The sequence below is a fragment of the Variovorax sp. V116 genome (assembly GCF_041154435.1).
GTDB lineage: Bacteria > Pseudomonadota > Gammaproteobacteria > Burkholderiales > Burkholderiaceae_C > Variovorax > Variovorax paradoxus.
This window is the reverse complement of sequence record NZ_AP028662.1, coordinates 368,476-382,989: the sequence shown is the minus strand read 5'-3', so window position 1 is coordinate 382,989 and position 14,514 is coordinate 368,476. Positions and strand designations below refer to the sequence as shown.

General features: G+C 65.5%; 15 protein-coding genes. 5 read left to right on the top strand and 10 right to left on the bottom strand.

Annotated elements, in window-relative coordinates; genetic code table 11:
• Position 1: 1 nt before the first annotated feature.
• A complete protein-coding gene (locus ACAM58_RS27810; protein WP_369664986.1) occupies positions 2-1,639 on the bottom strand; it encodes an alpha-amylase family glycosyl hydrolase in 1,638 nt (545 codons plus the stop codon).
• 195 nt (positions 1,640-1,834) lie between these two features.
• Between ACAM58_RS27810 and ACAM58_RS27805 the strand changes: the two genes are divergently transcribed.
• The 4 genes from ACAM58_RS27805 to ACAM58_RS27790 all read left to right on the top strand — a co-directional run bounded on the left by ACAM58_RS27805 (position 1,835) and on the right by ACAM58_RS27790 (position 4,768).
• Positions 1,835-2,515: a hypothetical protein gene (locus ACAM58_RS27805; protein WP_018907184.1), complete on the top strand. Its 681-nt coding sequence runs from the start codon at positions 1,835-1,837 to the stop codon at positions 2,513-2,515.
• A gap of 129 nt (positions 2,516-2,644) precedes the next feature.
• The gene (gene arr, locus ACAM58_RS27800; protein ID WP_018907183.1) at positions 2,645-3,040 is read left to right on the top strand and encodes an NAD(+)--rifampin ADP-ribosyltransferase; all 396 of its coding nucleotides are present in this window, start codon (positions 2,645-2,647) and stop codon (positions 3,038-3,040) included.
• A gap of 239 nt (positions 3,041-3,279) precedes the next feature.
• A complete protein-coding gene (locus tag ACAM58_RS27795; protein ID WP_307594990.1) occupies positions 3,280-3,783 on the top strand; it encodes a hypothetical protein in 504 nt (167 codons plus the stop codon).
• Between the two features lie 415 nt (positions 3,784-4,198).
• Entirely contained in the window at positions 4,199-4,768 is a 570-nt protein-coding gene (locus ACAM58_RS27790) for a dihydrofolate reductase family protein (protein ID WP_018907181.1), read from the top strand.
• Between the two features lie 61 nt (positions 4,769-4,829).
• On the opposite strand, the gene ACAM58_RS27785 is transcribed toward ACAM58_RS27790, so the two are convergent.
• The 8 genes from ACAM58_RS27785 to ACAM58_RS27750 form a co-directional block, all read right to left on the bottom strand.
• Complete coding sequence (locus ACAM58_RS27785) at positions 4,830-5,795, bottom strand: Bug family tripartite tricarboxylate transporter substrate binding protein (RefSeq protein ID WP_369664985.1); 966 nt, start codon at positions 5,793-5,795, stop codon at positions 4,830-4,832.
• Between the two features lies 1 nt (position 5,796).
• Positions 5,797-6,702, bottom strand: coding sequence for a dihydrodipicolinate synthase family protein (locus ACAM58_RS27780; protein ID WP_027729707.1), 906 nt, complete (start codon positions 6,700-6,702; stop codon positions 5,797-5,799).
• The gene (locus ACAM58_RS27775) at positions 6,695-7,675 is read right to left on the bottom strand and encodes an aldose 1-epimerase (protein WP_369664984.1); all 981 of its coding nucleotides are present in this window, start codon (positions 7,673-7,675) and stop codon (positions 6,695-6,697) included. The genes ACAM58_RS27780 and ACAM58_RS27775 overlap by 8 nt, the downstream gene beginning before the upstream one ends.
• Before the next feature lie 4 nt (positions 7,676-7,679).
• Positions 7,680-8,882, bottom strand: coding sequence for a mandelate racemase/muconate lactonizing enzyme family protein (locus ACAM58_RS27770; RefSeq protein WP_369664983.1), 1,203 nt, complete (start codon positions 8,880-8,882; stop codon positions 7,680-7,682).
• 11 nt (positions 8,883-8,893) lie between these two features.
• A complete protein-coding gene (locus ACAM58_RS27765) occupies positions 8,894-9,736 on the bottom strand; it encodes an ABC transporter permease (RefSeq protein ID WP_015865589.1) in 843 nt (280 codons plus the stop codon).
• A 2-nt stretch (positions 9,737-9,738) separates the two neighbouring features.
• Entirely contained in the window at positions 9,739-10,602 is an 864-nt protein-coding gene (locus tag ACAM58_RS27760) for a carbohydrate ABC transporter permease (RefSeq protein WP_015865590.1), read from the bottom strand.
• On the bottom strand, positions 10,599-11,699 hold the full coding sequence (locus tag ACAM58_RS27755; protein WP_278878585.1) for an ABC transporter ATP-binding protein: 1,101 nt from the start codon (positions 11,697-11,699) through the stop codon (positions 10,599-10,601). Before ACAM58_RS27755 ends, ACAM58_RS27760 begins: the two co-directional genes overlap by 4 nt.
• Before the next feature lie 88 nt (positions 11,700-11,787).
• A complete protein-coding gene (locus ACAM58_RS27750) occupies positions 11,788-12,978 on the bottom strand; it encodes an extracellular solute-binding protein (RefSeq protein WP_369664982.1) in 1,191 nt (396 codons plus the stop codon).
• 213 nt (positions 12,979-13,191) lie between these two features.
• Between ACAM58_RS27750 and ACAM58_RS27745 the strand changes: the two genes are divergently transcribed.
• Positions 13,192-13,905, top strand: a complete 714-nt coding sequence (locus ACAM58_RS27745) for a FadR/GntR family transcriptional regulator (protein ID WP_015865593.1) — start codon at positions 13,192-13,194, stop codon at positions 13,903-13,905.
• Between the two features lie 93 nt (positions 13,906-13,998).
• Here the strand turns inward: ACAM58_RS27745 and ACAM58_RS27740 are convergent, their stop codons facing one another.
• Positions 13,999-14,415 carry an ester cyclase gene (locus ACAM58_RS27740; RefSeq protein WP_027729717.1) on the bottom strand — a complete coding sequence of 139 codons (417 nt, stop codon included), beginning with the start codon at positions 14,413-14,415 and terminating at the stop codon, positions 13,999-14,001.
• Positions 14,416-14,514: the final 99 nt, after the last annotated feature.

Sequence of the window (14,514 nt, the reverse complement as noted above, 5' to 3'; positions counted from 1 at the left end):
CTCAGCGTGTCGCCGGACCTTGGTCGTCCATGGCGCCGAGCACGACGCCTTCGCAAGGCGCGATCACCAGCGGCCCCTCGATCGACTCGGCACGCGCAGGATCGGTCGATGCCAGCACGATCGGCTGGTGCGGCATCAACGCCGGCGAGATCGGCGCCGGGGTGGCGCCGAAGTTCAACAGCACCACCAGCCGCCGTCCTTCGAAGCTGCGCGCATAGGCGAGCACCTCGCCCTCGGCATCGAGCGCTTCGTAGTGGCCCCGGTTCAGCGCAGGCTGCGCGCGGCGCAGCGCGATGAGGCGCCGGTAGAGCCCCAGCATCGATCCCGCGTCCTGCGATTGCGCTTCCACGTTGCGCGTGGGCCAGTCGGCCGCCAGGCGCAGCCACGGGGTACCGGTCGTGAAGCCCGCATGCGCTGCGGCGCTCCACTGCATGGGTGTTCGCTCCGGGTCGCGGCCCAGGCCCATGCCGGGCTTGTTCTTCTCGAACGGGTCCTGCACCTCATCGGCGGGAATGGCGACGTCCGTCATGCCGATCTCGTCGCCGTAGTAGAGCGTCGGCGTGCCGCGCAGCGTGAGCAGCAGCATGGCCGCGAGCCGTGCCATCTGCGGCCCGACGCGGCTCGCGATGCGCGACCTGTCGTGGTTGCCCAGCACCCAGTTCGGCTGGGCGCCGGCGGGCAAGGCGGCTTCGTAGTCGCGCACAAGGCGGTCGATGTGCGCCGCCTGCCACTCGGTCGCGATCAGCTGGAAGTTGAAGGGCAGCTGCACGCCTTCAAGCACACCTTCGGTGTTGAGTCCGTAGTAGGCGACCAGGCGCGCGAGCGGCAGGTAGAGCTCGCCGATCAGCACGCGCGACGAGCGTGCGTCGCTGAACTCGTCGACCACGCGGCGCATCTCGGCCACGATCGGCTGCACCTCCGGCAGGTCGGTGTTGTAGAGCATCTGCCAGCGAAAGAAGGGGTCCTGGCCTTCGATGAAATCCGGGTTCGGCGGGTTGTCGCGGAATTGCGCGTCCTTGATGATCTGGGAGAGCACGTCGACGCGGAACCCGTCGACGCCGCGCCGAAGCCAGAAGCGCAGCACCTCGTACATCGCGGTCCGCACTTCGGGGTTGCGCCAGTTCAGGTCGGGCTGCTCCTTCAGGAAGGAATGGGCGTAGTACTGGCCGGTGGCCGGATCGAAGGTCCAGGCCGGGCCGCCGAAATTGCTGAGCCAGTTGTTGGGCGGCCCGCCGCCCGGCGCCGGGTCACGCCAGATGTACCAGTCGCGCCGCGGATCGCTGCGCGCGCTGCGGCTCTGCATGAACCACGGATGATGGTCCGAGGTGTGGTTGGGCACGAAGTCCAGGATGATCCTGAGCTCTCTCGCGTGCGCCTCCTGCACCAGCGCATCGAAGCCTTCCAGCGTGCCGAAGCGCGGATCGATGCCGCAAAAGTCGGAGATGTCGTAGCCGAAGTCGGCCATCGGCGAGGGATAGATCGGCGAGATCCAGACGGCATCGACGCCGAGCGAGGCCAGATGATCCAGCCGCGCGCGGATTCCATCCAGGTCTCCGATGCCATCGCCGTTGCTGTCCTGGAACGAACGCGGATAGACCTGATAGACGATTCCGCACTTCCACCAGTCGTCGGCTGACATCTTGATCCTCTCATGGCCGGTTTCGAGAGGAGCCATTGTCTCCAGAAAGCGTCGTGGCCGGCCGAAGTCGGCCCAAAAGCCGCCGTCCTTCCGCTGCAATGATGTTGCGGTTGCCGCATGGGAGGGCAGGCTCGGGTTGCCGCTGGCACGACGGTGCGGTAGCCTCCCGGCTCCAATACAGCCAGGAGTCCCCCGATGTCCAGCCGCTTACTTCTTTCCACTGGCGCCGCCGTCGCAGCCACCGCACTGATCATCGGTTGCGGTGCCATGCGTTCATCGAGCGGCAACCCCATGAGCTTCTTCATCACCAGCACCAACCCCGGCAAGGGCGGCGACCTCGGAGGCTTGGCCGGAGCCGACCGCTTCTGCCAGTCGCTGGCCACGAGTGCGGGGGCGGGCAACAAAACGTGGCGCGCCTATCTGAGCACCACGGCCGCGAACGGCCAGCCGGCCGTCAATGCGCGCGACCGGATCGGCACCGGTCCCTGGACCAACGCCAAGGGAGTGGTCGTCGCCACCAGCGTGGCCGACCTGCACAGCGCCAACGCCAAGGTCGGCAAGGACACCTCGCTGACCGAGAAGGGCGAGGTTGTCTCCGGCTTCGGCGATCCGGTCAACCGCCACGACATCCTCACCGGCTCGCGCCCTGACGGCAGCCTGGCCGCGCCCGATCCCGGCAAGGACACCACCTGCGGCAACTGGACCAAAAGCGACGGCGGCTCCGCCATCGTGGGCCATCACGACCACAAGGGCACCAATCCCGATCCGGTAGCCAATGCGTCGTGGAATTCTTCGCACGGTACGCGCGGCTGCAGCGTCGACCAACTCAAGATGAGCGGCAGCGCCGGGCTGATGTACTGCTTCGCGGCGAACTGACTTTGTCAGATGGGCGGGCGCTCACGACGCGCCCGCAATTCCGGGCAAAGGATATCCGCTTGAGATTCGAAGCGCTTCACGGACGCACCTACGTGATCCAGCACGAAGTCAACAAGGAGCGAGCTGCGAATGGCTGTCTTGGACACCGGCCCCTACTTCCACGGCACACGGGCGGACCTCCAGGTGGGCGACCTGCTCACCGCAGGCTTCCGCTCAAACTACGACGGCGACGTCGTCATGAACCACATCTACTTCACCGCCTGGCCAAAGGGTGCCGGGCTGGCCGCCGAAATGGCGAAGGGCGACGGCCGTCGACGCGTCTACGTCGTCGAGCCCACGGGCGCGTTCGAGGACGATCCCAACGTCACCGACAAGAAGTTTCCGGGTAATCCCACACGCTCGTACCGCAGCCGGGAGCCGCTTCGTATCGTCGGCGAACTCGACACGTGGGAACTGTTTGATGCGGAGTACATCCGGCAGCTCAGGGAGCGCGTACGCGCGGGCATGGGGGAGATCATTAACTAATCGCGCCTGCCGGCAATCGTCACCTGACCCCAAGGGCGCTTTGGAGAAAGGGCAAAGCCCGCTTCGAACCAGGATGCCCGCTCAGCCTTCGGCTACAGTCGGCCAGCTACCCTTCGCCGGCCTCTCCAATCCTCTCGCCTGGACCTCCTATACAAGCGTTCAAAGTTCGATGCAATGGTCTGCCTGTTGTGACGGCGGGAGCCGCAGATGCGCTTCTTGTTTCATTGCATCTGAGCACCTTGGTCGACGGCGAACACCCAGCCATCCTGCGCATCGGCGGGATGCGGGACCTTGGCAACGAACGTCGGTCCCACGTGCAATGGATTGAAGAGATGGTTCTGGCCGAAGGTGACGAACTGCACCTGACGCTGATGAGTGTTGATGAAGCGACCTTGCCGACAGAAGATGTCGCCACCGATTCCGAAGAGCACCTCGTGGCGCAGGCCGAATACGAGATAGAACTGGCCGAGAATCCTCCTCAGCCCACGAAGCTGGAGCGCCAGCGCCCGAGCGCGTCACTCCAACTGGCTGTCGGTGCAGAGCCGCCCATTGTTGCCAGCTTCGGGGCCGACGGTGAGCTCCTTTCGCTGGGTGCCACCTGGAACAGCTGGCGTCCTGAACGTTTTTATCTCAGTCTTTCGAGTTGCTCCTGCGAGCAAGCCATTGCGAAGCAAGGTGGCAAGGATTGGTTCAAGGGCCACGTGGCCCAAGGAGAGACTGTTGTCGTTCGCATCAACGGATAAGGCATTTTGCATGCCGCGCTGGTTGTCGCTTCTCTACGGCCTTGCCGCAGTTGCAGGGCCTCTCAGCAGCGCAAGGGGTGGTCGTGGGCATCGAGCGCCGGGCAAGTCGGTATTCAAGCTTTGCGTACCTCCAGATGAGGGCGAACGGACAGGATGTTCGGCTGCGCATCCTTGATTGCGAATCTGAACTGCAACCTCTTTCGGGCGCCGCGACCATTGAAGTACTGTATGCCGGCAACGTGCTTTATGAAGCAACGCAAGCTGGCATCACGTTCTGCTCTTACGCGAAGTCCAGGCCACGAACGGGTCATTCACGGTGCCGCCCCGCGCCCCAAAACAGTCGGCCCAGCAGACCGAGCAGGTATTCGTCGACAAGCCACAGTCCAGTGGACCGCTTAACCCGGAGGAGACTCGCATGGGACTTCTAACCTTCAGCCTCAATGTCACGCTGGACGGCTGCGTCGACCACCAGGAGGGAATCGCCGACGACGAGACGCACGCCTTCTTCACCCGTCTCATGGACGAAGGTGGGGCGATGCTCTGGGGCCGCGTCACCTACGAGATGATGGAGAGCTACTGGCCAGCGGTCGCCCGCGGCGATGTGGAGGCACCGCCGGCGGTGCGCGAATGGGCGGTCAAGCTGGAGGCCAAGCCGAAGTACGTCGTGTCGTCGACGCGAAAGGGCTTCCCGTGGACCAACAGCCACCATATCGCGGGCGACTTGCGAGCGGGCGTGCAAAAGCTCAAGGACGCCACTCCGGCCGGCGTGCTCCTCGGTAGCGGCAAGCTCGCGACCGCGCTGGACCGGCTGGATCTGATCGACGAATACAAGTTTCTCGTTCACCCCAGGATCGCCGGCCACGGCCCGACCCTGTACCAGAGCGGGCTGCCCAACACGCGACGGCTCGAGCTGGTCTCGGCGAGGCCGCTCAGCAACGGCGCGGTCGCATTGCATTACCGGCGCCGACATGAAGGCTCCCAGTGATTGGGTGCACGTCCAGAGTACCTTCACGCAGAAGTACGGGCGCCCCGCGTTCGTCTGGCCCTCAATCTCCCTTGATACCTTGCACGCGGATCAACTCCGCCCAGCGTGTGTATTCGCTGCGGATCAGGCGACCGAGCACTTCGGGCGAGCCGCCCGCCGGGGTAATGCCCATGGCGACCATCCTGTCGCGCACCGCCGGTTGATTCAGCGCGTTGTTGAACGCGGTATTGAGCCGCCGGATCGCCGGCTCGGGCGTGCCCGCCGGGGCCGCGAAGGCGTACCACGGCTCGATGACGAAGCCGGCAAAACCCAGTTCTTCCATCGTCGGGACGTCCGGCAGATTGGCCGAGCGCGTCTTGCCCGTCACCGCCAGCGCACGCACCTTGCCCTGCTTGATGAAGGGCAGGATGGAAGGCTCGTTGTCGAAGAACACCGGGACCTGGCCGCCGATGAGGTCGGTGATGGCAGGCCCCGATCCCTTGTACGGCACATGCGTCAGCTCGATGCCCGCCATCTTCTTGAGCAACTCGGCGGCGAGGTGGTTGGACGCGCCCACGCCCGAAGACGCGTAGGCCATGGGCTGGCGCCTGGCCTGGTCGACCAGGTCCTTCACGCTGCGGATGCCCGCCTCGTTGTTGACGGTGAGCACATTGATCGATGCGCCCAGCAGGATCACCGGCGCCATGTCCTTGAACAGGTCGTAGCCGACGTTCTTGTACAGGCTCGGATTGATGGCGCAGCTGCCGATGCTGCACTGGACCAGCGTGTAGCCGTCGGCCGGCGCCTTCAGCGCCGACGCCGTTCCCACGCTGCCGGCGGCTCCGGCACGGTTGTCGACGATGATGGGCTGGCCCAGCTCCGCCGACGCCGCGTTGGCAAGCAGGCGCCCGACCACGTCCGCACTGCCGCCGGGCGGAACCGGGATGACCAGCTTCACCGGGTGGGCTGGATAAGTCTGTGCGGCAACAGGCCAGCCCACAGCAGCGATGAGGCCGAACAGGAGGGCGGCGAAGAAGCGGCGTTCCATGCTATTGCCAGCCGTCGACCAGCTGCTTGAGCTGCGCCAGGTCCGCTTCCGGCAGCGGCCAGGTGCTGGGCGGCCGGGCCGCGCCGCAGTCTCGCCCGGCGTATTGCAGCGCCGCTTTCACCACGCTCACGTTCGAGCCGTTGCGCTCATGCGTGCGCAATTCCTCGAAGGCCGCGATGCCGCCGATCAATTCCATCGCCAGCCGGTGATCTCCCTTCGCGAGCGCGGCGTGAATGCGCACGGACAGGTCGGGCCGCACGTTGATCAGCCCCGAGGTGAAGCCGCGGGCACCCACCGCATACATCGGCGGGGCCCAGGGCTCGGCCAGTCCGCACACCCAGGCCAGGCCGCGATCGGCCACCTGCGCCATGGCCTGCACCAGGCGCAAGGGCGTGGGCGACGCCCATTTCACGCCGATGACCTGCGGGATTCGGCACAGGGCTTCGATCACCGGCAGACCGATCGCGTCGTCACGCAGATAGAGCACGACAGGCAGGCCGTCCGCCGCGTCGGCAACCCGGCGCACATACGTGACCACACCGCTGGGCGCGACGAAAGGGTCCGTCAGCTGATGCACCATCAGGGCAGCGGCACCTGCCTGGCGTGAGGCGCGCGCCAGGGCGCAGGCGTCGTGGACGCTGCGCCCCACGCCACCCAGCAAGGGCACGCGGCCACGGACATGTTCCGCCGCGGCATGCACCATGCGCTCGGCCTCCGCCATGGTCAGGCCGAAGAACTCGCTGGTGTTGCCGTTGGCCACCAGCACATGGACGCCGGCCTCGATGGCGCGGTCGACGACGGGGCCCAGGCGATCGGGCGCGATGTGGTCCGCATCGTCGAAGGGCGTCACCAGGATGCCTGAGATGCCGTCCAGGGCAGTCCTGAGGGAAGCTGTTGATTCAGTCATGTTGTCGATCTCGTGTAGTTGCGCGGGTGTTGTCATTGGCCTGCCTCGACAGAGAAAAGACGGACAGGCGCAGGCTGCATGTCATCGCCTCGCCGGGCGCGAGCACCCGCCAGCCGGTGTCGGCGCGCGCCGCAGCCAGGTTGGCGGCGTCCGCGACATGCGAGACCGGTTCCACGCAGAAGTACGCTCCCGGCCCCGGCCGATGCAGCACCAGGTGCTGCAGCGCGGCGCTGGCCAGCAGTTCGATGGCGGGACCATCGGCCGCCGCCATCCGCGCTTGTCCGTTCCATTCGCCGTAGTAGCGGGTGCATTCGACATCGGGCAAGGCCTTCGCCGACGCGTAGTCGTCCGCCGGACCGGTCGGCTGCGGCGTGCTCGCGAGGAATTCGGCGTCCGCCGGCCAGACGGTGCGCGCATCGAACTGCAGGCCGTGCGCGAAGCGGGCCGGAAAATAGGGATGGAAGCCGCAACCGCCCGGCATCGGCTCCCGGTCCTCGTTGGCGACCCGCAAGCTCAGCGTGATGCCCGCGGCGTCGAGCTCCACCACCTGCTCGGCCCGAAAAGCCCATGGCCAGCCGTGGTCCCCCGGCACATGGACATAGGTCATGGTGGCGCGGTCCGCTGCGTGTTGCTCGAGGTGCCATGGGCGCTGCTGGCTGACGCCATGCAGCGCGTGCCGTTCCCCCGGATGAAGCGGCAACTGCACCCTGCCCTGCGTGCCGGCGATGCGGCCATCGCGGATGCGGTTCGAAAACGGAACCAGGGGATAGCAGCCGGCCTTGGGCCACTGGGTGGATTCGAAACCGCCGGCGCGGACGGCGTCGTCGAGCGGCACCAGCCAGTCGATTCGTTCGCCCGCGGTTGCGCGGGAGCTGAGGCTGGTGACGCGTCCGCCGGCAGCCGGCGCCAGCGTCGCCGTCAGCGTTCCGCTGCACAGCGTGGTGTCGGGCGTCACGTTCAGATGCATCGCCATCCGCTCACGACTTCGAACTGCGGATGGTCACGTCAGGCCGCTGCAGCAGCGCCGGCGACAGTGCCAGGCCCAGGCCCGCGCCGGGCGGAACCGTCGCATGGCCGGCGCGGACATCGGGCAATTGCGTCACGAGCTCGCGATACCAGCCTCCCAGGTAAGCGCGCACCACTTCCTGCAGCACCACGTTGGTCGTGCTCATCGCCAGGTGGAGCGACGCCGCGAGCACGACCGGGCCGGTGCAGTCATGCGGCGCGACCGGTTTGTGAAAGGCCTTCGCCAGGGCCGCGATCTTTCTGGCTTCGGAGAGACCCCCGACCCAGCCCAGGTCCAGCATCACATAGTCCACCGCATTGTTCTTGAGCAGCTGGATGAATGGCTGAACGGTGGCCAGCGTCTCGCTGCCGCAGACCGGAATGCGGGTGCGCGAACGGAATTCGGCGATCGTGTCGAGGTTGGACATCTGGATCGGGTCCTCAACCCAATAGGGCTTGAACTCCTCGAGCGCCTGCGCGATCCGCACGGCCATCGGCAGGTTCCACATCGAATGGAGCTCCACCATGATGTCCATCTCGTAGCCGACAGCGCGCCGGATTTCGCGGAACGGCTCGAGCGCAGTGTCCAGGTCGCGGGCCGAGATCGTCTGCCCGCCGCTGGCCTGGGCGAAGGGATCGAAGGGCCAGATCTTCATCGCCTTGTAGCCCTCGGACAGCAGGCTTTCGGCCAACGCCGCCGGGCGCTTGACGAATGCAACCTGGTCCTCGTAAGGCCCTTCGGGCGCGACGTCGGCGCTGGCCTGCGTCACCGAGCGACGCTGTGGGGCCTTGTTGTAGGTGTAGCCCGCGCAGGTGTTGTAGACCGGGACGCGTTCGCGCACGGCGCCGCCGAGCAACTGGTAGAGCGGCTGTTGCGTGACCTGGCCGAACAGATCCCACAGCGCGATGTCGACCGCTGAAGCGGCGCGCGTTTCGGCGCCGCTGCTGGCAAAGCCGACATAGCCGTACAGCAGCTGCTGGCTGTGGGCTTCGATGGCGAGCGGATCCTTTCCCAGCAGGTAGGGCGCGACCAGTTCATGGATCTGCGCCTGCACGGCCTGGGCGCCACGAAAGGTTTCCCCCAGGCCCACCAGGCCGGTGTCGGTGTGGATCTGCACCCACAGGATGTTGGGATAGGCGGCCGCGTGGACCGTATCGACTTGCGTGATCTTCATGGAGGGCGGCATCAGGCCGTTTTTGGATGTTCCTTGACGCGGCTGACCAGCTGCGTCGGGTTGACGAATTGCAGCGCGATCAGCAGCCAGGCCAGCGTGACCGCCATGTAGACCATCGCCATTGCATCGACCGACTGCGGCGCACGAACGCCCGCCGCGAAGACCGCGTAGTACAGGGCCACCACCAGCGTCTGCGAATCCGGGCCGGCCGTCAGGAAGGTCAGCTCGAACATGCCGATGGTGCGCACCAGCACCAGCAGGGAGGCCGCCAGAATGCCCGGCGCCAGCAGCGGCAACAGCACGTGCCAGAACAGCTTGAAGGTGTTGGCGCCGAACACGCGGGCGGCGGATTCGAGGTTGGCATCGATCTGCTCGATGAACGGTGTCATCACCAGGATCATGAACGGCACGGCCGGAATCATGTTCGCCAGGATCACGCCGAAGATGGTGCCCGCGATGTGCGCCTGGTACATCACGGTCGCCAGCGGAATGCCGTAGGTGATCGGCGGGATCATCAGCGGCAGCAGGAACAGCCCCATCAGCAGGTTCTTGCCGCGGAAGTTGCGCCGCGCCAGCGCGTAGGCCGCCGGCACGCCGATCAGGATCGACAGGAACACGACGGCGGCGACCACCTCGATCGTGACCCACAGCACGCTGTCGAGCTGGAACTCCTGCCAGGCGGTCTGGTACCAGTTGAACGTGTAGCCATCGGGCAGCCAGGTGCCGAGCCAGCGGCGGGCCACCGAGCTGGTGCCGACCGCGGCCACCATGAGTGCGACATTGACGATGAAGAAGCCCATCACCAGTGCAACCAGTGACTTCCAGAGTTTCATCAGCAGGCGATGCGTATCCATGGTCAACCTTTGCCGCCGGAGACGGGGCCCCGATAGAACATCCCGCGCGCGCCCAGGACCGCGGCAACGACGAACAGCTGCACCACGCCCATCAGCATCGCGACGGCCGAAGCCATGGAATAGTCGTAGCGCTCGAAGGCGGCCTCATACGCCGCGATCGAGATCACTCGGGTGGCGCCGGCCGGCGACCCGAGCAGGACCGCCGACGGAAACACCGAGAAGGCCTGCACGAACGACAGCGCGAAGGCCATCGCCAGCCCCGGGACCAGCAGCGGCAGATAGATATGCCGGAACTGGTTCCACGGCGTTGCGCCCAGGGTCGAGGCAGCGCGTGGCAGGTTGGGGTCGATGCCGGTGATGTACGACAGCGTGAGCAGGAACGCGAACGGGAAACCCGAGATGACGAGCGAAATCAGGACGCCCCAGTAGTTGTGCGTCAGCCGGATCGGGCCTTCGTAGATGTGCAGCCACTGGAGCGACTGCGACAGCCAGCCCTTGGGGCCGAAGTAGCCGAGCATGCCCTCGGCGATCAGGACGGTGCCCAGCGTCAACGGAATGACCAGCAGCGTGGTGATCAATTTCTGGAAGCGGCTGCTGCGGCGCATCTGATAGGCGATCGGCAGCGCCGCGCCGACGTTGATCACGGTGGCGGGAATGGCCAGCTTGAGCGTGGTCCACACCGTGTCGCGCAGGTTGCCGGTGGTGAAGAACTGCGTGTAGTTCGCCAGCCAGTTGCCTTCCATCGGATGGAACGACAGCTGCAAGCCGTAGAGGAACGGATAGACGAACAGCACCACCATGAAGAGCGTCGCCGGCACCAGCAGCAGCAGGGACCGGTCGAACGAAGACGGGCTGGCGCTGCTCATGGCACCATGCCCGCGGCTGCATCGACGGGATAGGCCAGCGCCTTGTCCGGCGCAATGGCCAGCATGACCGGATCGCCGACCCGCAGGCGCGCCGTCGTGCGCACGATCAGCTTGAGCCCGCCGGCCACCTCGACGTCGACGATGTTGTCGTGGCCGCAATATTCGACATTGAGCACCCGGGCGGCAAAGCTGTTGTCCACCGGTGAAGAGACGACGTCGAATTCCTCGGGCCGGATCGCGAGCATCGCCTTGCCGCTGGCGAGTGGCTGCATCGCCCGCGCGTTGAGCGCCAGGCCGCTGCCGGCGAGCTGCACCGACGCGCCGCCCTCCGAGCGCACGTCCAGCTCCACCAGGTTGCGATAGCCCATGAAGCGGGCCACGTCCAGGTTGGCCGGCTCCGCATAGATGCGCTGTGGTTCGGCAATCTGCTGTGCCACGCCGTCCTTCATGACGACGACGCGATCGGCCAGCGACAGCGCCTCATCCTGGTCGTGGGTGACGTAGATCGTCGATCGTCCCAGTTCGCGGTGAATGCGCCGGATCTCGGCGCGCATCTCCAGCCGCAACTTGGCGTCGAGATTCGACAAGGGCTCGTCCATCAACACCAGCGGCGGCTCGATGACGATCGCCCGGGCGATCGCGACCCGCTGCTGCTGTCCGCCGGACAACTGGCCGGGCAGCTTGTGCGCCTGCGAGTTCAGCTGCACCAGATCCAGCGCCCGCTTCACGCGCTGCGCCGACTCGGCGGCTGGCACGCCGCGCATCGCCAGCCCGAACGCGACATTGCGCGCCACGCTCATGTGCGGAAAGAGCGCATAGTTCTGGAACACCATGCCAAAGCCCCGTTTTTCAGGCGGCAGCACATCGATGCGGGTGTCGTCGAGCCAGATGCCTCCATCCGTCAAGGGCAGCAGCCCGGCCAGGCAATTGAGGGCCGTCGACTTGCCGCAGCCCGAGGGTCCAAGCAGCGCGATGAACTCGCCGCGCTTGACCGTCATGGTCAAGGCATTGAGCGCGGTGAAGCTCTGCACGCCCTTGCCCGCGGCAAAGCGGCGCGTGACGCCATCGAGGCGCAACTCGGAAAAGTCTGAAGTCATGGAGAGACACAATCCTGGAAAGAAGCAGCCTGCAAGCGCCCACATGGACGCGTGCAGCATCGGTCGGGCGCGCGGTGCGCGCCGCGAATCACTTGGTCTTGCGGGTGCCGATGTCCTGGTCCCAGCGGCGGAATGCATCGACCATGGCCTTGGTCTCGAGCGGCACGGCATGAGGGAACTGGGCCAGCCACTTGTCGTAGTCAGGCCGTCCGAACTCCTTGATCACGTCCTGGCTGTCCTTGGGTGCCAGCGACAGCGGCACGTCCTTGACCGCCGGGCCCGGATAGAAGTAGCCCTTGTCATAGGTCATCGCCTGCTGCTGCGGCTTGAGCAGGAAAGCCATCAGGTCGAGAACCACCGCTTGCTTCTCCGGCGGGACGCCCTTGGGAATCACGATGTAGTGCGCATCGTTGACCCACGTCATGCTCTTGAAGGGCAGCACCTGGAAGTTCTTCGGCACGATGCCCAGCGCCCTGGGGTTGATGTCCCAACCCGTCACCGTCAGCGTCATGTCGCGCGAGCCTTCGCCCAGTTCCTTCATCACGGCTGCGGTTCCCGTCGGGTAGTACTCGATGCAGGCGTCGAGATCCTTCAGGTAGGCCCAGGTCTTGTCCCAACCATTGATCGGGTCGGCAGGGTTCTTGTCTCCCAGCAGATAGGGCAACCCCATCAAGAAGGTGCGCCCCGGACCGGAGTTGGCGGGCCGTGCATAGATCAGCTTGTTGGGATTGGACTTGCACCAGGCCAGCAGTTCCTGGGGCGTCGTCGGCGGCGTCTTGACCTTGTCGGGGTTGAACTCGACCAGCGGGCCGGCAGGCATGAAGACGATGGCCAGGCCGTGGTCCTTCGCCAGCGCTTGCATCTTGTAGGCGTTGGGAAGGTAGTTCTCCTGCAGCTTGGGGAACTTGGCCGCGTAGTCGGGGAACAACTTGACCCACAGGTTCATCTCGAGGCCGGCCGCGAGCGCATCGGTGCCGACAATGATCATGTCGATGTCACTGCGGCCCGCGTTCTGCATCGCCTTGATCTTGGCCGGGATCTCGGGGGCGGGCGCCTTGGTGAAAGTGAACTTGGAGACCAGCTTGGGGTTCTGCGCCTGGTAGGCCTCAAACGCCCCCTGCGTCAGCGCCAGGTTGCCGGCGGCGTCGATCACGTTGACCACCACCGGCGACTTTGGCAGCTCCTGCGCCTGGACCAGGCCGATGCCGGCACAGCTCGCCGCCCCGAGAACGGCCGCAATGAGGGCGCGGCGATGCCGTGAGAGGGAAACTTGGCGCATTCGGAATCTCCTGATGGATGGGCTTGGCAGGCGGAATCTTGTAAGACAACTTTCGAGTTGTCATCCGGGTTTTCGCTGAGCCCCGCGGACACACGCCCACACACGCCCACCTCTGGAAGAGCAAGGGTGCTGCGGGAGAGCCACTCGCTGTTCTCGTCAAGTTCGGAAGATTTGCTATAGTTGTCTGACAAAGATTCCCAGGGTATCGGTTCGATGGCGGAACACTTGCTAGACGTCAATGGCGGCACACTGCCCGACCAGATCTACGCCCGGATGGTCGAAGCCATCCTGCGCGGGGACTACGTCGACTCGAAAAAGCTGCCGACGGAAAGCGAACTGGCCTCGCAATTCGGAGTCTCGCGGCCGACCGTCCGGGAGGCACTGTCGAGGCTGCGATCGGACGGGATCATCGAGTCCCGCCGCGGCTCCGGCAGCCAGGTCGTGCGCGCCCCCGGGACACCGGCATCGAGCATGCCCCCCATCAGGAACTATTCGGACATCGAGCGGTATTACGCCTACCGCACAGTTGTTGAATCGGGGGCGGCGGCCGCTGCGGCGGAGTTCCGCACTGCCGACGACCTGACGACGATCAGAGCCTGCCTGGAAGCGCAGACCCTGGCCATGGAGGGTGGAAACAAAGGCATCGAAGACGACGTCCGCTTCCACAGGGCGATCGCGAGGGCCTCGCACAACCAGTTCTTCGTGGCCGCCGTCGAAACGAGTGTCGCGCCCATCAGGCAATTCATGGAACTGGCGCGCAGCGTGCGATCGAAGATGACCGTCGAGCGTGTCCGGCTGGTCCAGATGGAGCACCAGCAGATCCTCGACGCCATCGAGAAACGATCCCCGGCCGACGCCGCCGAGGCAACACGGCTCCATATCCTCAACGCCAAGCGACGGATCTTCGACGCGGCGAAATTGCGGTAGAGCGCGACGGCCTGGCCGCCCACAAGGTTTGCTCCATCCCTGCCCGCGCGGCAGCTATGCAGCGGAAGCGGTCCTTTGGTCCAGCCTTGGGCCTCAGGAACGCGGCAATGCGCCGATCTGCTGCATCAGTCCGAGCAGGTCCGGTTGCCCCACTTCGGAGACGATCTTCCCGGTCGAGAATCGATAAATGTTCAGCGCTTGCACGGCAATCGTCCTGCCGGTGGGAGGCACGCCGAAAAAAGCTCCGCGATGCGTCCCACGCATCGTGAATCGCGCAGCGATGACATCACCTTCGATGACGGTTTCCTCAAGAGTCCATTGAACGTCGGGGAATCCGCCGCGCATCATCCCGATGATCTCCAGGTAGCCTTGTGGCCCGTGCACGGGTTCGGCGCGCCCAGGAACTTGAAACACGGCGTCCGGAGAAACCAACTCTGTGGCGAGCCGCGGGTCCGCTGTGTTGATGAACTCCACGAAGCGAGTCATGAACTGTCGGTTTGTGGTTTGCATCTGTCGCCTCGGAATGTCTATCAGGATGGGACGCGGGGCTTGGTGGCCGCCCGGTGCCCGCGTACCCATATTGTTCGAGTTGCCGGCGTGTTCGACACG